This window comes from Rhizobium sp. Root1203 (assembly GCF_001424945.1).
In the GTDB taxonomy this organism is placed as follows: domain Bacteria; phylum Pseudomonadota; class Alphaproteobacteria; order Rhizobiales; family Rhizobiaceae; genus Rhizobium.
In genome coordinates this window covers 430332-447322 of sequence record NZ_LMCW01000012.1, presented here as the reverse complement: position 1 = coordinate 447322, position 16991 = coordinate 430332, and the positions used below count along the sequence as shown (strand labels likewise).

27 protein-coding genes and 1 tRNA gene are annotated in these 16991 nt (G+C 58.4%); 17 read left to right on the top strand and 11 right to left on the bottom strand.

Annotation, left to right across the window (positions count from 1 at the left end; translation table 11 throughout):
• Nucleotides 1-39: 39 nt before the first annotated feature.
• The 7 genes from ASC97_RS12695 to ASC97_RS12670 form a co-directional block, all read right to left on the bottom strand.
• Complete coding sequence (locus ASC97_RS12695; protein WP_057468687.1) at nucleotides 40-462, bottom strand: helix-turn-helix domain-containing protein; 423 nt, start codon at nucleotides 460-462, stop codon at nucleotides 40-42.
• A gap of 43 nt (nucleotides 463-505) precedes the next feature.
• A complete protein-coding gene (locus ASC97_RS12690) occupies nucleotides 506-1057 on the bottom strand; it encodes a hypothetical protein (RefSeq protein WP_057468686.1) in 552 nt (183 codons plus the stop codon).
• Nucleotides 1058-1390, bottom strand: coding sequence for a hypothetical protein (locus ASC97_RS12685; protein WP_057468685.1), 333 nt, complete (start codon nucleotides 1388-1390; stop codon nucleotides 1058-1060). It lies immediately after the preceding gene.
• Entirely contained in the window at nucleotides 1387-1704 is a 318-nt protein-coding gene (locus ASC97_RS12680; protein ID WP_057468684.1) for a hypothetical protein, read from the bottom strand. Before ASC97_RS12680 ends, ASC97_RS12685 begins: the two co-directional genes overlap by 4 nt.
• Before the next feature lie 9 nt (nucleotides 1705-1713).
• Nucleotides 1714-1842, bottom strand: coding sequence for a hypothetical protein (locus ASC97_RS35930; protein WP_274534152.1), 129 nt, complete (start codon nucleotides 1840-1842; stop codon nucleotides 1714-1716).
• A gap of 187 nt (nucleotides 1843-2029) precedes the next feature.
• Nucleotides 2030-2671, bottom strand: a complete 642-nt coding sequence (locus tag ASC97_RS12675) for a hypothetical protein (RefSeq protein WP_057468683.1) — start codon at nucleotides 2669-2671, stop codon at nucleotides 2030-2032.
• A gap of 59 nt (nucleotides 2672-2730) precedes the next feature.
• Nucleotides 2731-3156, bottom strand: coding sequence for a helix-turn-helix domain-containing protein (locus tag ASC97_RS12670; protein WP_244481453.1), 426 nt, complete (start codon nucleotides 3154-3156; stop codon nucleotides 2731-2733).
• 45 nt (nucleotides 3157-3201) lie between these two features.
• On the opposite strand from ASC97_RS12670, the gene ASC97_RS12665 reads away from it, so the two are divergent.
• The 4 genes from ASC97_RS12665 (at nucleotide 3202) to ASC97_RS32930 (ending at nucleotide 5287) form a co-directional block, all read left to right on the top strand.
• Nucleotides 3202-3450, top strand: a complete 249-nt coding sequence (locus ASC97_RS12665; RefSeq protein WP_057468681.1) for a helix-turn-helix domain-containing protein — start codon at nucleotides 3202-3204, stop codon at nucleotides 3448-3450.
• A complete protein-coding gene (locus tag ASC97_RS12660; protein ID WP_156390364.1) occupies nucleotides 3447-4154 on the top strand; it encodes a hypothetical protein in 708 nt (235 codons plus the stop codon). Before ASC97_RS12665 ends, ASC97_RS12660 begins: the two co-directional genes overlap by 4 nt.
• Before the next feature lie 277 nt (nucleotides 4155-4431).
• The gene (locus tag ASC97_RS12650; protein ID WP_057468678.1) at nucleotides 4432-4914 is read left to right on the top strand and encodes a hypothetical protein; all 483 of its coding nucleotides are present in this window, start codon (nucleotides 4432-4434) and stop codon (nucleotides 4912-4914) included.
• Nucleotides 4915-4978: 64 nt separating this feature from the next.
• Complete coding sequence (locus ASC97_RS32930; RefSeq protein WP_244481477.1) at nucleotides 4979-5287, top strand: DUF2312 domain-containing protein; 309 nt, start codon at nucleotides 4979-4981, stop codon at nucleotides 5285-5287.
• 34 nt (nucleotides 5288-5321) lie between these two features.
• On the opposite strand, the gene ASC97_RS12640 is transcribed toward ASC97_RS32930, so the two are convergent.
• Nucleotides 5322-5630 (bottom strand): DUF982 domain-containing protein, encoded by a 309-nt coding sequence (locus ASC97_RS12640; RefSeq protein ID WP_082529983.1) that lies wholly within the window; start codon nucleotides 5628-5630, stop codon nucleotides 5322-5324.
• 80 nt (nucleotides 5631-5710) lie between these two features.
• On the opposite strand from ASC97_RS12640, the gene ASC97_RS12635 reads away from it, so the two are divergent.
• The 13 genes from ASC97_RS12635 to ASC97_RS12575 all read left to right on the top strand — a co-directional run bounded on the left by ASC97_RS12635 (nucleotide 5711) and on the right by ASC97_RS12575 (nucleotide 15214).
• Nucleotides 5711-6331: a DUF1376 domain-containing protein gene (locus tag ASC97_RS12635; RefSeq protein WP_057468677.1), complete on the top strand. Its 621-nt coding sequence runs from the start codon at nucleotides 5711-5713 to the stop codon at nucleotides 6329-6331.
• Nucleotides 6328-6624 carry a hypothetical protein gene (locus ASC97_RS34445; protein WP_057468676.1) on the top strand — a complete coding sequence of 99 codons (297 nt, stop codon included), beginning with the start codon at nucleotides 6328-6330 and terminating at the stop codon, nucleotides 6622-6624. Before ASC97_RS12635 ends, ASC97_RS34445 begins: the two co-directional genes overlap by 4 nt.
• Nucleotides 6575-6880: a hypothetical protein gene (locus ASC97_RS12625; protein ID WP_162246687.1), complete on the top strand. Its 306-nt coding sequence runs from the start codon at nucleotides 6575-6577 to the stop codon at nucleotides 6878-6880. Before ASC97_RS34445 ends, ASC97_RS12625 begins: the two co-directional genes overlap by 50 nt.
• The gene (locus ASC97_RS12620; RefSeq protein ID WP_057468674.1) at nucleotides 6880-7806 is read left to right on the top strand and encodes a hypothetical protein; all 927 of its coding nucleotides are present in this window, start codon (nucleotides 6880-6882) and stop codon (nucleotides 7804-7806) included. The genes ASC97_RS12625 and ASC97_RS12620 overlap by 1 nt, the downstream gene beginning before the upstream one ends.
• Entirely contained in the window at nucleotides 7790-9334 is a 1545-nt protein-coding gene (locus ASC97_RS12615; protein WP_057468673.1) for a hypothetical protein, read from the top strand. Before ASC97_RS12620 ends, ASC97_RS12615 begins: the two co-directional genes overlap by 17 nt.
• A gap of 213 nt (nucleotides 9335-9547) precedes the next feature.
• The gene (locus tag ASC97_RS34640; RefSeq protein WP_200959463.1) at nucleotides 9548-9820 is read left to right on the top strand and encodes a hypothetical protein; all 273 of its coding nucleotides are present in this window, start codon (nucleotides 9548-9550) and stop codon (nucleotides 9818-9820) included.
• The gene (locus ASC97_RS12605; protein WP_057468671.1) at nucleotides 9813-12098 is read left to right on the top strand and encodes a portal protein; all 2286 of its coding nucleotides are present in this window, start codon (nucleotides 9813-9815) and stop codon (nucleotides 12096-12098) included. Before ASC97_RS34640 ends, ASC97_RS12605 begins: the two co-directional genes overlap by 8 nt.
• Before the next feature lie 15 nt (nucleotides 12099-12113).
• Nucleotides 12114-13040, top strand: a complete 927-nt coding sequence (locus ASC97_RS12600) for a hypothetical protein (RefSeq protein ID WP_057468670.1) — start codon at nucleotides 12114-12116, stop codon at nucleotides 13038-13040.
• Nucleotides 13041-13340: 300 nt separating this feature from the next.
• Nucleotides 13341-13417: transfer RNA gene (locus tag ASC97_RS12595), tRNA-Met, on the top strand.
• A gap of 111 nt (nucleotides 13418-13528) precedes the next feature.
• Nucleotides 13529-14413 carry a TAXI family TRAP transporter solute-binding subunit gene (locus tag ASC97_RS12590; protein WP_057468669.1) on the top strand — a complete coding sequence of 295 codons (885 nt, stop codon included), beginning with the start codon at nucleotides 13529-13531 and terminating at the stop codon, nucleotides 14411-14413.
• Nucleotides 14410-14616 carry a hypothetical protein gene (locus tag ASC97_RS12585; RefSeq protein WP_057468668.1) on the top strand — a complete coding sequence of 69 codons (207 nt, stop codon included), beginning with the start codon at nucleotides 14410-14412 and terminating at the stop codon, nucleotides 14614-14616. The genes ASC97_RS12590 and ASC97_RS12585 overlap by 4 nt, the downstream gene beginning before the upstream one ends.
• Entirely contained in the window at nucleotides 14613-14858 is a 246-nt protein-coding gene (locus ASC97_RS12580; RefSeq protein WP_057468667.1) for a hypothetical protein, read from the top strand. Before ASC97_RS12585 ends, ASC97_RS12580 begins: the two co-directional genes overlap by 4 nt.
• 62 nt (nucleotides 14859-14920) lie before the next feature.
• Entirely contained in the window at nucleotides 14921-15214 is a 294-nt protein-coding gene (locus tag ASC97_RS12575; protein WP_057468666.1) for a hypothetical protein, read from the top strand.
• 43 nt (nucleotides 15215-15257) lie between these two features.
• Here ASC97_RS12575 and ASC97_RS12570 read toward each other — a convergent pair whose 3' ends face one another.
• The 3 genes from ASC97_RS12570 to ASC97_RS12560 form a co-directional block, all read right to left on the bottom strand.
• Nucleotides 15258-16085, bottom strand: a complete 828-nt coding sequence (locus tag ASC97_RS12570; protein ID WP_057468665.1) for a hypothetical protein — start codon at nucleotides 16083-16085, stop codon at nucleotides 15258-15260.
• A gap of 99 nt (nucleotides 16086-16184) precedes the next feature.
• Complete coding sequence (locus tag ASC97_RS12565; RefSeq protein WP_057468664.1) at nucleotides 16185-16673, bottom strand: hypothetical protein; 489 nt, start codon at nucleotides 16671-16673, stop codon at nucleotides 16185-16187.
• Entirely contained in the window at nucleotides 16666-16971 is a 306-nt protein-coding gene (locus tag ASC97_RS12560) for a PadR family transcriptional regulator (RefSeq protein WP_057468663.1), read from the bottom strand. Before ASC97_RS12560 ends, ASC97_RS12565 begins: the two co-directional genes overlap by 8 nt.
• Nucleotides 16972-16991 lie beyond the last annotated feature (20 nt).

The following is a 16991-nucleotide window of genomic DNA, read 5'->3' as shown; positions in this document are numbered from 1 at the left end:
GGGAAGCCGCCCGCCGAGACGGGCGGCAACCGGAACCGATCAGTGTTCCGTGCCCTGGGAGGCAACCGTCTGAGCAATGCCGATGATTTGTCGGCGCGCCTTGGAGCTCTGGATCTTCGAAAAGGCCCGGATCAAGTCGAGCCCTTCGGACGTGGACGCAAACGAGAGGATTTCGCTTTCCTCAACCGTTGCGCCTTGAGAAAGGGAGGATTCGAAGAAGAAGCCGACTGGTGCGCCGAGGACTTCGGCGATGCGCTGCATGCGGCTGCCGCCGACACGGTTCGTGCCCTTTTCGTATTTCTGGATCTGCTGGAACGTGACGCCGAGCTTTGCCCCGAGGTCGGTCTGTGACATGCCAAGCAGCTTGCGACGCATCCGGATGCGGCCCCCAATTTCAGCATCGACAGGCGATGGCGACTTGGTCTTGATGGCGGAAACGGCGCGGGTAGGGATATCAAGCATAGTTCTCTCCTTGTGTGCCTCTGACGGCGGTTGAAAATCGGAATCAGGCCGCGGCCACGGCCTTCTTCTGCCGAGGTTTCGGCGGGAATTTCTGTGCGGGATGAAAGGTGGGGCCTCGCGTGTGCTGCGAGTGAAAGCGGTACCAAGCGTAGTTCTGCTTGCCCTCGTCGGTCCCTTCGAACCAAACCACGCGGCCGATCGGCACAATATCGGTGCACATCGGGATGAACGGCGCGGCATAGAGATTGTATTTGAAGTTGGCCTCAAGAAGCAGCCAAGTGGGCGCAATCTCAGAAAACCGCGCGATCATCGGGAGCAGGAGCTCCTTCGTGTAAGGCGGGTTGGTGATGATTGCGTCGGCTGTCGTCCGCGCCAGAACCTTGTCCGTCAGTGCGTCGGTGCCGGTCTGGATGTCGCCACTGTAGATGCAGAGAGGGCCAAAGCCTTCGATATGCCTGATCAGCCGCCCGTCGCCACAGCACGGCTCCATGAACGTGCGAACACCGGTCAGGAACGCCTTCAGGGGCCGCGCTGCCTCGAAAGGCGTCAGATACTCGTCGTGCTTCTTGCGCGGAAAATCGGAATACAGGCCCACTCAATTCGCCCTTTCGCCGTACTGGTCGGCGACAAGCGCACCAATCACCTCGTCGACGTGGCAGTCGTTCCACCAGAACTGGAGTTTGGCGCTGGCAAGAGCGGCTGTAGCGTTGGCGGGCTTGAGATAGCCCAGGCGGATCGCGAGACGAGTGCTGCCATAGGTAGGATACAGGCAGAGCAGGGCGTCGAATGCCACATGAAGGGCGCGGCGTGCGTCCTGCTGCACCTTTACGGCCTCAGACAGAGCATTCTCGAACAGGTTCGCCGGTGGGCGGCTGTCCACCCACGAAACGAACGGCTGCACAGAATTGATTTCAGCCGTTGCCGTCATGCGGCGGCCCTCCCAACGAACTCGTAGGACCGGCTGATCAGGTCAACGCGGTTGCCGAGCATGATTTCATGAAGAACTTCGAGCTGACGGACGCTGAGATCGATGCCGGCGTGCCAGAGCTCGATGATGGATGCTGGATCGCCTTCATCGGCTGCACAGCGCGTCAGCGCATCAGGCCCATGCCGATTATCCGTCAGCGGATAGGTGCTGCGCCCATCCTGCGTTTCCATCGTGCCGCTGCAGAGTGAGCAGCAATCGGGTTGAAACTGCAGATCTTCCGCGTTGCCGCAGGAGTTGCAAAGCCAAAGAGCCACGTGCGCCTCCTATCGATTGAGGGCGTAGTGGCAGACATCGAACGCGTGGCCGGCGAGGCACACCGCCATGTCGTGTGACTGAAACGATGAAATTAGCGCGAACGAGGCGATGCCGGCCAGTGCCAGTAAGCTCTTCATGATGTGCTCCCCAAGAACCGAAGCACTCGCTTCGTAGGAGCAATGGTTGCGTATAAATCAACCGACGTCAAGCGGAATAGTATATTTTAAATCAACCTGCCGAATGTGAGCATTCGTCAGTTGGTTGCCTTTGACGACAACGTCGCGCTTCTAACTCGGATCTAATCGATTATCTGAGGCAAATGGCCTAGCGGCACTGAGGATAGAGCCCCAGGGGATCGGACGCGAGGAAGCCATCCGGGAACGTGCAGCCGGGCTTAGCTGACCCGCTTGGGAGGACGATCGGCCCCTCTGACTTCGGAGGCTTTCCGATCGGATCATCAAGCCGAAACTTCGTCAGCATCAGCCGATCGAACACAAACATGTCGGTCGGCTTTGTCTGCAGGATGTAGGTAAGGGCTTGAGGGTCGATGCCGGTCTGCAGAGCGAAGGTTAAAATCTCGCCGGTGACGGCCTGAGATGTCGTCATTGCTTCAGCGCCATCTTCGGTGGCGCCTGGTGCGTGGTAGAATTGATGAGAGCCGAGCTGCGCCGTCTCAGGAACGTGCCTTTTGCGGCCGCCGATGAATGCGAAGAAGCAAGCTGACAAACATTGGCCATGCGGCGCGACCATCGTGGTCATGTTCGCACGCCAAACTGCACGGCCGATTTCAAGCCCGTCAGCTACCGAACCACCATCCGAGTTGATTACGAACAGCCCGCCGTCATAGGCGCCGGATCTAAGCGCGTCTCTAAGGCGCTCGCCGTCTCCCGGGTTGATGTCGCCCTGGGCAATGAGCCACTTTTCGCCGTTGTCTTTCTTGACCGGCTCGAACTCTAGGGCGCTCACTGGCTGGAGCGTTCCCGCCAGAGCTGCCAAAGAGCAGATCAATAGCCTCATGGCAGGTCTCAAGATGAGCGGCTCTTTCGATTGGTGGCCGGCTCGGTCCTCTCAGAGGCAGAGGCTGTATTCTTGAAGAAGAGGGTGAGCATCTGGATCGCGGCCTCTTTTTGCTCCTCGGTCTTATCGCGAAACATCTTTGCGAGCCAGTCGTCATCCGGATGCCGAAAAAGAGCCACCACCTCTTCCGCGCCAAGGTAGTCGGCGAGCGGCTTGAGGTACTTCTCTGTGGGGATGATGCCAGCAGCAAACCACCGATAGACCGCGCCCTTATCGGCACCGATCTCGCGAACGATATCAGCCTGCTTTACTCCGCGCTTTTCAGCCCATTCAGGAATGAAATGGCGGCGAGGGTGCTCTGTAGACTCATCGACGTTGCTCATGAAGCAACTTGTACCAGAGCCGGTTTCTTTAATCGCCTTATCGAAAAACAAGCTACCCCCTTGACGTGGGTTGATTTATACGCAACCATTTCCGCTATGAGCGACGACGAGAACATTTCACCGATCAAGGAATACAGGCAGAAGGCCGGCCTCAGTCTCGAGGCTTTTGGCGAGCGCTTCAATCCGCCCTACCACAAGACCAGCATCTTGCGTTGGGAGCGGCTGGGCGTACCCACCGACCTGAATACCATCCTTGAAATCGAGAAAGTCACCGGCATACCGAGAACCAAGCTCGTGCCGGCATTCTTCGATCTCGCAGGCGTTCCGGGGGCGGTCGGTCAATGAGCGCCTCCTTCACTTCTCCCCGGAAGGTCGGTCACCGCCGACTTCTGACCGTCGCGGGAATGGATGATTGGTCCATTCCGGCGATCTCCCCTCCGAAGCCGATCCAGAAGCTCCTCAGCTACATCACCGATCGGTTCGAAAAGCCCGCAACTTTGCGGGTGAGCCAGCAAGCCATGATCGTGCACCCTGTCCGCATGCAGCACCTGATTGCCTTGTTGCCTCGCCAATCGTCTGAGACCTTGCACCGGCCCTACCTCTCGCTCTCTCGTTCTGAGGGGTTGGGGTTCGGACAAACGGGTCTCTTCGAAGACGATCCTCAGTGCCAGAACATTGGCACAAGGAAGTGGCGCGGTTCCGCCGGGAAGGGACCGCAACTTTACGGGAAAAACTCAGCAATCTTATTTGACGTTGAGGGGCTTATTGGCTGGCTGCGAGAGCAATTCCCGCGATCGACGATACATCACGTCGAGTCGAGGACGGGCATTCCCGCCGCCAGTGTCGAGAACTGGCTTCATCGGCGGTCACAGCCGTCGGTGGAGCATTTCATGATCCTTCTCACCACGTTCGGTCCTTCACTGCTGCACGCCTGCCTCCGCCAAAGGCCGGGATGGGTTGAGCACGCCGCCAGGCATGAACGGGCGAGGGAGATCGACGAGCAAATTGCGAGGCTGCAGGGCGAGCGGCTTCAGGTCGTTGCAGGATGAGGGACAGCAAAGGTGAAAACATACACGTCGGCCGACAACATCATTCGGCGGGCCGAAGAACATAAGATCAACGAAGGAATGGCACTGGCGCGTACGCCCGTGCTCTCAGTCGCTGCAATCGCAACTGGGCTGAAACAGCTCATTTCCTCAAAACTCTGGTGGCTGGAGAGCTTCTCTGCCGGCCCCCGCAAACGCCCCGAAAACGAGATTTTCTCGCGCCGGCAAGAGTTGGCCGTTCTGGTTCAAGCTTACGACCGAGTTCTCGAAAGGGGCACAAATGCCGGATCTCCCAAATAGTGAAGAGACGGCATCCGTCGAGCGCATGATGCTGCTGATACGCGACGATCCGCTTTTGGCCGTCACCAATCATGCAATCACCCGTTACGTGCAGCGTATTTTGCACACCAAGCTCGACGGTGAGTTCTCCAGCAAGAAGGAAGAGGCCCGTGCGCATTGTCACGCCGCCGGCTTCACCATCCGACAGGTTCGAAATTTGATCTGGACTCCGGGCCTTGCGCTCGCTGTCCGCTTGGGGCTGCCGAGCGTGGATAACGGTCAATTCATCGCCATGATCGATCCGATCAACGGCGCAGTGAAAACCATTCTCCCTCCGCGCACCAAGACACACGGCCGGCTGCGGCTGCTTTCTGAACGGGAGTTCGCGAAGCGCCAGAACCGGGACCAACGCAAAGCAAAACGGCGACCGACAGCCGCGGGGCTCAAGGCGCAGCTCGATGAGGAAGGGACTGAGAATGCATAGCGAAACTGGTGCAGGTATGACGGGTGCACAGAAGGCGGCGGCTAAGGCAGTGACCCAAGCAGCAATCGGCAAAGTCGGTAGGGCTGACACTGGCCAGGAGGAAGCGTTCAGCCGCGACGAGACCGGCCAGACCAAAGTCGAGAATGTCGCGGCTGCCGAGCTGCGTAGCTTCATTGAGCGTGTGGAGCGCCTGGAGGAGGAGAAGGCTGCAATTTCCGACGATATCAAAGATGTGATCGGAGAGGCGAAGGGCCGGGGCTACGATACTAAAGCGATCCGCACCATCATAAAAATGCGCAAGAAGGACGCCAACGAACGCCTCGAAGAGGAATCGATCCTCGACACCTACAAAGCCGCCCTCGGCATGATTTGAGGCGCGCAATATGATCCTGTGGGCGCATACTCTTTCAATTGGAAGAGCGGTTATTCACCGCCGCGTTCTGCTGTCTGCGAGTTTTCTGGAAGGTCGCAGACAGCACAAAGATATCGGCTTCCTTACAGGCATCGATGAAGGCTTCGCGCGCGACCTCTACCGGCGCGCTGCCCTCAAGTACTCGAAGGCACGCCTCCATCGCAGCACTATGGTCATCCCCCTGCGACAGCGGCCAGTAGAGAAGCAGCCATTCCGCCGCCGCCTTGGTGTTTTTAACGGTGTGTATCGTTCCGAGCGAATGCGTTTGAAAGACAACGGCGTGTTTCCACGTTTTAAGGTCCATTGCTCCATTCCTTCAAGCGGAGAAAAGGCCAGGAATCAACGCCCGAGAATGTTTCAAGTTCCATTGCACGAGGCGACAGCATGAGCCGTAGAACCATGCCCTACCATCGCCGGTACCACGGTGATGCGCTGCAGGGTTACACAAAGCTCGATCTTGAGCAGCGTGGCGCCTACACGACCATTCTTGACCTCATCTATGACGCTGGGGGGCCGATCGACAACAACGAGCGTTGGTTGTCCGGTCAGCTCAATTGCTCGCTTCGGAAGGTGCGGGCGTTGCTGTCCGATCTGCTCACCATGCGGAAGATTTTCATCAATTCGCAGGGCCAAATCAGCAACCATCGTTGCGAGACCGAAATAGAAAACGCGCTGAAAATCTCGCGAAAACGAGCTGAAAGCGCGATGAAACCAAGGCGAGATGACGGCGACAACGCCAGATTTCGCAACAAAATCAGTGACGGCGAAGAGCAAATGCAGCGCAATAGCTCTGTAATACCAGAGCCAGAGCCATATATAAGTAATTCTTCTCCGTCAGTGGGTGTGGCACCAGAGGGCGAGATCGACTTCAGCCGCCCACCACTATCGTCGTTGACCACCAGTGACCGGCTCATTCGGGCTTTGAATGGGGATGGGAAGGGCAGGCAGGAGATGATGAGCCTGATTGCGTCCAATCGCCTGCGTCGTGTGCGGGGGTTGGGATGATGGGAAGCATCCACAACGACCTTGTGACCTGGGCGGGCCGCGCTCGGCGCAACGGCCGGGACGCGATCAGTATCACGATAGACACCGCTGAAAAGGCGGCGGAGCTCATCGTCCAACAGGCGACGGAGATCGAAGCGCTGGTATTCGCGCTCCAGGGCATTCGCGACGCCCATCCTACAGGATCGTCGTGGACGCACATGACGGATGGGACGTGGCGCGAAGCATGCCGGGATTTCCAGCGCATTGCTCGTCACGCGCTTCTGGGGCATGGAAAGGAGCCAGCAAGTGGTTAATCCGAACAGAGCTATTGCCATATTGGACGAAATGGCATTTGGCCTTGCTACCGAAGCGGGCATGCTCGGTTCTCCAACGGTGACAATCGAGTTGCCGCGACGAGGCGCCGAAATGTTTCTCAGCAAGGTGGCGGAAGGCGTGACTAAGGTTCTCATGACCCATCACCGCGACTTGCCAGATTTTCGTCTTGGTCGCCCATTTCTGTATCGCGGCGTCAACTTTCGCATTGTCGAAAAGGCGGAGCACTCACTCTGATGGCCCCACGTAAGCGCAGTGCCGTTGAGACCAAGCCCGACGAGGTTTTGTCACCCCTAAAGCCGAAGTCTCCGGCCAAGGGTGGGAAAGCAGTAGCCGGGAAGGTTGCGCCGAACTCAACGAAGGCGCCTGCGAAGGCCAAGAGCCTCGCAAAGCCACGGAAGCCGAAGGCGGCCAACAAGGCGGCTGTTAAGCCCCAGGCGGAGATGAAGGCGCCGGTGAAGTTCCAGAAGCACTTCATCGGCCTCGCGCGAACGATGTTCCTCTCGAAGGTTCCCGACAAGGATATCGCCGAGGTCATCGGCATCGACGCCGAGACCATGGAGTGGTGGAAGGAAGAGCATCCGGATTTCGGCGATGCCTTCCGGCCGGACCCGCGCAACTACGGTGGCCGCCCGTCGGAGTGGGATGACCGCAACATCGCGATCGCCATGACGCTGGCCGAGCTCGGCGCGACGGATCTCGAAATCAGCCAGGCGTTCGAAGTCAGCATCAGGACGATTCATCGCTGGAAGCTGGAGCACCCCGAATTTCGGGCAGCGCTGGAGCTGGGCAAGGAAGCCGCGGACAAGAAGGTTGAGGATAGCCTGTTCAAGCGCGCCACCGGCTATTCGTTCGACAGCGAGAAGATCGTCGTCATCGAGGGCGAGGCGCAGCGCGTCGAGATCATCGAGCACGTGCCGCCAGATGTGAAGGCAGGCATGTGGTGGCTGCAGAACCGCCGCCCGGGCATCTGGCGGGATGTTCGACACATCAAACATGATGTAGAAAAGGATAGCGCGCTCGGCTCCTTCCTTCAGAAGGTAGGTGGCAGGGCAATTTCACCCGTGGACCAAGACGGTCCTGCAAATTCTGCGATCGGTACACAAGGCAAAGCCTTCACGCCGGTCGACGACGAGCAGGACCCGAATGTACGAAAACCTTAGCGGGTATACAGAGGAACAGCTCCTTGAGAGCTTGAAAGACCCGCAATGGCGGATTCGGAACCTCTATTACATTCTCGACAAGAACAAGAAGACGGTCCTTTTCACGCCCAACGAGGTGCAGGAGCTCTTCCTCTCGCGGGTCTGGTACCGGAACATCGTGCCGAAGGCTCGGCAGCGCGGTTTCTCCACCCTGATCCAGCTCATGATGTTGGACGCCTGCCTCTTCGTCGAGAACCAGACGGCCGCCGTCATCGCCCAGGACCGCGAGACCGCCGAGAAGATCATGCGCGACAAGATCGAGTTCGCCTACGATCGGCTGCCGGACTTCATCAAGAGCGCCGCCCGCATCATCAAGGACAACGTGTCCGAGAAGACGTTCAGCAACGGCTCGTCGATCTCCGTATCCACGTCAGCGCGCGGCACCACGCTGAACTGGCTGCATGTCTCTGAGTACGGTGTCATCTGCTACTTCAATCCGTTGAAAGCCGAGGAGATCGTGACCGGCGCATTGCCGGCGGCCGAGCAGGGCATGATCTTCATCGAGTCGACCTCGAAGGGCAGGGACGGCGACTACTACAAGCGGGTGATCGAGGCGCAGAACAACGCCGAATCCGGCAAGAAGCTGTCCAAGCTTGAGTATCGCCTGCACTTCGCGTCGTGGTGGGATGCCGACGAGTACGAGATCGAGCCCGAAGGCATCTTCATCGATGCCCGCGACCACGACTATTTCGACCGCATGGAACGCGAGATCAAGCGCCCATTGTCGATGCGCAAGCGCGCCTGGTACATCGCCACCCGGCGCGGCACATTCGGCGACGACAATGAAAAGATGTGGTCGGAGTACCCGACGACACTGGAAGAAGCGTTCAAGGTCTCGACGGAAGGCGTCTGGCTCCGCAAGCAATTGCAGCGCGCCCGCCTGGAAGATCGCATCGGCAAGGTTCCATATCGGACCGGCATTCCCGTAAACACGTTCTGGGACTTGGGCGTGGCCGATGACATCGCCATCTGGTTCCACCAAGCCGTCGGCCAAGCAGATCACTTCATCGACTATTTCGAGTGCAGCGACGAGGCGTATTCGTTCGTCGTCGCCGAGCTGCAGAAGCGTGGGTATGTGTGGGGGCATCACTTCCTCCCTCACGACGGCGATCAGCGCAGGCCGGGCACGATGGCCCTTGAGACCCCGAGGGACATGCTCCAAGCACTGGGTCTCAAGAATATCCAGATCGTGCCGCGCGTCACTGATCTCGTCAACGTTGGTATCCAGGCGCTGCGCGAGGACTTCTCCGGATACTTCTTCGACGAGGTCAAATGCGCCCCCGGCATCATTCACCTCGAAAACTACCGCAAGCAGTGGAACGACAGTATGCAGGTGTGGACTGAGTACCCGATGAAGAATGGGCACCAGCATGCCGCCGACGCTTTGCGACAGAAGGCGCAGGCACGTGACGATGTCCGTCGCCTCACAGTGCATGGCGGCACCACGACACGGCCGCGGCGTGCCAACAGATCAGGGTTGGCAGCATGATCTCCAGCCAGTTTTCACCATTGGGCAAGACGTCCTCCATCTTTCAGGAGGACAACTTTGAGCCACGCAATCGACCTAGATCACAGGGCATGGACAAAAACCCGAGGCCCAATTACCGCTATCGGAACATGGCTTAGGCGAGACGAAAGTTTTCGCCCGTGCATGGTTCTAATTCGGACGGGCAGCGAATTAGACGACAGGCTGATACCGTGTGTGGTCACCCAGAACCGCGCGTGGATCTGGTCTGAGGAGATTGGCGATCCCGCGGAAGCCGCCCGCACTGCGTTCCTGTTCGCCCAAGCCCTTCAGCTTTCGATTCATGACAAGAGCACGATCATTCGCCTCGCGATGTTCGTGAACGACATGCTCGGCGATCTCCTGTCGATCCCTCCATACCAGCCACTCGAAACACCGACGGTCGCGGAAGCGGTCCTGATTGATCACAGCACCGGTAGGACTGTGGAAACGGAGATGAAGGATGTTTGACCTTCAGGCGGATGACGGCTCCGTCCGAAAGAAGAAATACAAGTCCCCGATTCCGGACACGCCGGCGCCGGTGAGGCAGGTTGCGGGCAACAAGCTCGACAGCAGTGCGATGACGCGGCTTCATCTGCGTCTTCTCGACATCTGGCAGCGTGAGGTCGATCGGCAGGCGGCGAACCGCATCGACATGGCCATCGATGAGGATGTCTACGACAGCATCCAGTGGAGCGAAGACGACGCCCAGACGCTTCGCGATCGTGGCCAGGTGCCGCTCGTCTTCAACGTCACAGCGACGACTGTCGATTGGGTCATCGGTACCGAGAAGAATGCGCGGACCGACTTCAGCGTGCTCCCGCGGCGCAAGGAAGACGGCAAGCCAGCCGAAAAGAAGACGGAACTCCTGAAATACCTTTCCGACGTGAACCGCGAACCCTTCGAGGTCAGTCGCGCTTTTGCCGATGGCGCCAAGGTGGGCATAGGCTGGATGGAAGACGGCTGGCAGGGTGACGAAGAAGGAGAGCCGATCTATGCCCGCTATGAAAACTGGCGGAACATGCTGTGGGATAGCACGGCCACCCAGCTTGATATCGAGGACGGGCGCTATGTCGGCCGCTCGAAGTGGGTAGACCTCGACGTCGCCATCGCGACCTTCCCAAAGCGCAAGGCCATGCTCAAGCGATCAGTCGATGACGCCGACAACTTCGCGATGCTCGATGCCTATGGCGATTACCCCATGGATCAGATCGAGCTCGAAAATCAGGGCCGTGGGGACAGCGGTTACACCAGCGACCGGGTGACGGGCTATCGCCGGAACCGTCTGCGCATCTTCGAACTGTGGTTCCGCATGCCGGTTGAGACCGAACGCATGCGTGGCGGCGTCTTCTCCGGTGAAATCTTCGACGAGTTTTCGCCCGGTCACGCCGACGAGGTGGAGAATGGCGAGGCCGAAGTCGTAAAGAAGGTGATGATGCGGACTTATGTCGCGCTCTTCACATCTGCCGGCATGCTCTGGCTCTCGCCATCTCCCTACCGGCACAACAAGTACCCGTTCACGCCGATCTGGTACAAACGCCGCGGCCGCGACGGCATGCCATACGGCTTGGTGCGCAATGTTCGCGACATCCAGACCGATATCAACAAGCGCGCCAGCAAGGCGCTGCACATCCTCTCGTCCAACAAGATCATCATGGAGGATGGTGCGGTCGACGATGTGACCGAGCTGGCCGAAGAAGCGGCGCGTCCAGACGCCGTGTTCGTCGTAGCGTCGGGCAAGCGCTTCGAGCTCAATGCGGACCGCGAGCTTTCCCAGTGGCACCTCGAGCTCATGTCCCGGAATATCCAGATGCTGCAGCAGGTCGGCGGCGTCACGGATGAGAACCTTGGTCGATCGACGAACGCAGTATCCGGCGTGGCAATCGAGGCGAGGCAGGCACAGGGCCAGCTCGCAACTTCCGGACTGTTCGATAACCATCGTCTGGCGCAGCAGATCCGCGGTGAGAAGAAGCTGTCGCTCACCGAACAGTTCATGGATCAGAAGAAGCAATTCCGGATCACGAACAAGCGCGGTCGGCCGGAATGGATCGATATCAACGACGGCTTGCCCGAGAACGACATCATCCGCACCAAAGCCGATTTCGTCATTTCAGAGGACGATTGGCGCGCGACCGTCCGTCAGGCGCAGGTCGACAAGCTCCTCGAGCTGCTGGGCAAGCTGGCACCGGTGGCGCCGCAGGTTGCCGTCGTTTCCCTCGATCTCATCGTCGAGAGCATGGACCTTCCGCAAGGTGAGGAGCTTGTGAAGCGAATCCGCCAAGTCACTGGAATGGTGGACCCGGATGCAGAAGAGAACGATCCGGAACAGCAGGCCCAGGCCCAGGCAAAGGCCCAGCAGCAGCAGCTTCAGTCTGAGACCATCATGGCTCAGCTTCGCAAGCTTCTCGCCGATGCAGTGAAGGCCGAGGCGGACGCGGCGAAGAGCCAGGCGATCGCGAAGGAAGTCGAAGCCAAGATAGCAGCGACCAACATCAACGCTCAGAGCACCGCCCTCGATGCAGCCAGCAAGGTTGCGATCGCGCCGGCACTTGCTGACGTCGCGGACCACATGCTGCACGAAGCGGGATTCATGTCCCGCACCGAGCAGGAGAGCAATCTGCGCGCACTGGCGGAAGCCGCTGCGCAGCAACAGGCCGCCGCGGCGGCGCAGCAACCACCACAACAGCAGATACCGCCCGGGGCAGCCGCACCGGCGGGTAACGAGCCAGCCCAAATTGGGTTGGGTTAACCGAGAGGGCGAAATATGAACCCGAGACTGACAGAAGAAGAGCTCGCGCAGCTCACCGATGAGGAACGCGAGGGTTACCTCGAAGAGATCAACGAGGACGGAGACGCTGAGGAAGGCGACGAAGGCTCCGAGGACACGACAACCGCTGACGTTGCCGCTGCTGCGGAAGGCGATGACGCTGATGATGCTGCCGATGCCGCCGCCGCTGCTGTCGCAACGCCTGACCCAAAAGCCGCCGACGCAGCCGCGGCAGCTGCTGCAGCCGAAGCCGCTAAGCCGGTTGAGCCTGTAGACGAACCCGAGGAACGGGCGCCAAGCTGGATCCTCCCCGCTGACCTCACGGCCAAAATGAAGGACATCAAGGATCAGCGCGCCGCGCTTGCCGAAAAGTTCGACGAGGGCGAGCTAACCGCGAAAGAGTACAACGAGGCTCTCGCCCCCCTCGAAGATCAGGCGGACGAGCTCAAGACGCGCCAGATCAGCGCCCAGGTTGCCCGAACCACAGCGATCGAGAACTGGGTTGGTCGTGACGTTCCAGCGTTCATGAGCGATCATCCGGAATACGCTCGATCTGAGTTTCTGCGTAATGCACTCGACGCCGAGGTGAAGGCGCTCCAGTCTACGGCAATCAATCCGCTCAATCCGAAGATCCTTGAGCAGGCACACGCCAAGATATCCGGTGAAATCACGTCGGCCTTTAAGACGGATACGGTGCCAGGCGCCGGCAAGGGAAAACAGACCGAGACGACAAAGCCAACCAAAAAGCGGGGTGATCCACCGCCCACGCTGGCACATATCCCGGCTGCCGATCCGACCGACACTGACGATGGGGGCGAATTCGCCCACCTCGACCGTGCTCTCGCCAAGAATGACTCGTTGGCATACGAGAAGGCGCTCGCCGCCCTCCCAGAAGCCAAGCGCGAACAGTACTTGGCTCAGTGAGGCTCAATTGCTCCATCTCACGGTAAAGATCGGACAGACCGTCGAAATTCCGGGTGTCGGGACAATCGTCCTCAAGGAAAAGAGTGGCCGCTGCGCCCATCTCGCGTTCGACGTAAAGGCAGACCAAGAAGTTAAGTTGCTCCCGTTGCCGGGGGCAGGCCGTGAGTTGTTGCAAGTGAAATAGCGGACACGAGGGCGCAAGAGTGCCCGGTCCTTCCATCGCTGTGTGGAACATCGCAGGCTTGATTTCAGCCTGTTGACAAAAATCCTAGCGCTCCTTCTTCTCAGCATATCGACTGACGCGGAGTAGCGCAGCCCGGTAGCGCATTAGGCTCATAACCTATTGGTCGCTGGTTCAAATCCAGCCTCCGCAACCAGTCGTCTCCCATAACCCCCGAGCGGACCGGGGCGCGGTATGCAAAGAAGCAACGCGCGTCTGTGTTCGTGGACGTTACCGCGCCCCAATCTCTCCAAGCAGGAAGTTTGCGATGAAGATTGACGTATTGAGGATCATTGGCGCGCTTGTCGGCCTCATGATCTGTGCAGCACCGGCAACAGCCGAAACCATCCGCCTTTGCACAGGCGCCTCCAACGGTGTGTATTTCGCCGCCGGCGACATGATCAAGAAGATGGCCGGCGCGGCTGTCGACATTGAAGTCGTCGAGACCGAGGGCACGATCGACAACCTCGACCGAATGCTGACTGTCGCGCCGAGCGACCCCAGGGCGTGCAATGCTATGATCGGCCAGCCGGATGGACCGGTCTATATCTCCCGATCGTCACCTGCGAACGCGAAGAAGGTCCGCCAGGTCGCCAGCCTGCACCGGGAATACCTTCACGTGCTTTGCAACAAGGCCTCCGGCGTCAAGGATCTGGGCGACCTTGAGAGTGATCCAGCGAAATACAGCATCGCGATTGGTGAGCAGGGCTCTGGCGCATGGCTGGTCTGGCAGAACCTGATATCCGAAGACGAGGATTACGGCTCAGTCCCGATTTCCAACGAGGGCGGCATCATGGCGCTTTCATCTGTGTCGAGCGGCGATACCACCTGCATGCTGGTGCCGGCCGGGCTGAAAAATGGCACCGTCAATGAAGCGGATGCCACCTTCGGCGATACAGTCGCACTGGTGGGTGCCAACGATCGTGATTTCGACGATGCAGTCGATATCAAGGGCAAGCCGCTCTACGAGTATGCCAAGATCCCCGGCGACGCTTATCCAAAGTCGTTCAACTACTGGAGCAAGGTGAGCACCATCTCGTGGCCTGCAGGCGTCTACGTCAACACCGATCGCGTTGACAGCAAGACGCTTGCCGCCTTCGTCCAGGCATCGACCCGCGCCGCGAATGGCATCAAGGCAGAGTTCGGCAAATGATCGAGCGGTTCATCCATTTTCTCCGAGAGCGCCTCGTCAGCATTTTCACGGTCATTGCCGTGGCGCTCATCCTCCTTCAGATCGTGGCATCCTCATTCTTAGACCTGCTCATAGGCGGTCTGCTCGTCCTGCTTCTGTGGCTGGCATTGCGTGTGCTGACGATCGGGACGAGGACGGGTAAGAGCGGGGGCACGAAGCCATGAGCGAAGCCAGGCGTGTCGTTTGCGCAGTCGCGGCAACACTCTTTGCGCTCCTGCTGCTTATTATCATCGCACAGTACGGAGGGCATTGGGCGCGCGTCGCCGTGCTCATCACCGCGCTGCTTGCGACAATATCGCAGTTCTCGGCGCAAGACCCCCAGTCGCAGACGTTCCACTTGTGGGTCAGTTGGCTCGGTTTTTTGGCCGCGCTGTGGGCGATCGTCATTTTCGCGCTCGGTTTTTGAGCGCCTAAGCGATGACGCTGAGTTCTAACGATTTCAGTTATCTCCATGAGGAAGATAAAGCGATGGGTGAATACATCAAAATGCCGATTTCGGTGGAAGCATTTCAGGTGGACCAGATCCTCCGTTCGCCTGAAGACGATTGGAGCGAGTTCCCAAGCTGGTTGGCCCAAATCTACGCGGATGGCCAGATGATCATCTCCGCGGACGGCATTACGCTGCTGACAGGGCCGGAAGATGCAAAGGCGCTGCGCAACGATTACATCGTGCGCGATGCCAACGGCCTGGTTGGCGTCTATGACGAGGCGACCTTCGAGCGGGATTTCATGGATGCGCGGCCGCCGAACGAACCAGAATAAAGAAATCGACCTATAGATCATCCTGCCGAAACTTTAGACTGTTTCAGCTCTTCAGAAGAGCCTCCGCGATGCGACGCGCACCCGCTGCCTGATGGTCCGCCAGCATCCTGGTCAGGCAGACAGAAAACTCCTTAATTTTAAGGCGTTCTATGGTCATGGTCCCCCGGGGGCCGGTAGCTTTCCCCAAGGCTATGATCCCGTCAACCATCTGGCTCGCAAGGTTGATCATATCCAAGACCTCCGGATTGACCGAATAGTGACCAACGATTCCGAAAAACTCCGGTGAACGTGACATCATACTTACGAAATGGAGAATATAATCATCTTTCGATCGAGTTGCCTTGGTGAAGGCAACCCATGCTTCTTGGCCATTGATGTCCGTACCCACCAATATTTTAACATCTGAAAGGTTGTGGTGGATAAGGTCCGAAATTGTTTGGATCGCATCATCAAGGTCCTTTTGGCTCCTTTCGGACACCCGGTCTGAATCCTGACGTTTCAGGATCTCCGTTTGAAGACCAATAAATTCAGCTTGTCGCCTTGCCTCGTTAGCCTGCTCCTGCATGACCGTGCGATTTTCTTCAAATTCCAGCCGCGTCAATCGAAGCTCTTCGCGTTGCTCCGCGAGTTCCTGTGACTGGATCCAAACGGCCGCCACCAGCCATATGAAGGCAATAGGAGCGAACACACCGGCAAAGAAGTTTCCCCAGTCCGCTGCGGTCATACAGGCATAGGTGCCGCCTTCAGAGCAGGCGCCGGGATGGGCTTTCCACCCCAAAAACGCAGCGCCGACAAGAAGCCCCACAGTAAGAGAGCCAGCAATGAACATAACTATCGAACGGCCTGATGAGGCGCGAGTATACTTCGGCATTTAGGATTTCCGGATGAAAGAGCGACGGATTGAGAGGCTAGAGAGCGACGCGCCGCGCCTTGAACTATCGCCAAGGCGAGACGTTGGTTTTCGCTATAACTATCCAAGGGCGAAGGACTTCAGCCGATCAAACAGTTTTACTAGGGGGCCGATCCATTGCCGGCCTACGAATTGGATCCCCTGCGAGATTACGATCAAACGTGCCCTTCGAGCTCCGTACTTCGGAAGCCAACGGTCAAAATAGACCTCCTCCAAGTTTAACACGAAATCGGGACCTGCGGACGCGGGGGTGAGCAATTCCACCCAAAACAGTGAGGGCGGCTCAGCTTTGGGCTCATAGGCTGAAGCCAGCCGTCCCAACAGTCTAGTGGCCCTTTCCACGTCGGCCAGCGCCATATAGCCGTCCATCCGTGTGACATGATTGAAAATCGCTTTGTCTATTGCGATTTGTTGAGGAACGATCCCAATCTTGTCGGATATTTCATCAAGCATCTCATCAAGCTCCTCGCGGGTAATCTCGATAGAGTTGTGGAGGAAAGAAAGACGCTCCTGCATCGAGCGTTCGAGATCGGAGGCTTCATCAGACATGGGCGACACCCCATCCTGCCGGCAGGCCAATGGATTGGGTCGCATTCAGTGCCTCTCTCAGAGCAGCATTGCCTTCACCAGTAATGGTAAAGAGCCGCTTGGCACGTTTGTCGCTGGGGTCCTTAGTTTCGGACACGAGCTTCTTCGCGACCATACGATCGAGAGCTGTGTAAAGGGCGGCAAAAGCCGGCAACTTGCTTTGCGTTTTCTCTAGCACTTCGTAAACCTTTGCTGCGTGAGCATTCGGCCCCGCTCTGACCAAAGCCAGAAGCGCGAGCTCCTCGAATTTCCCAATCATCAATTGTCTCCAGTGACGTT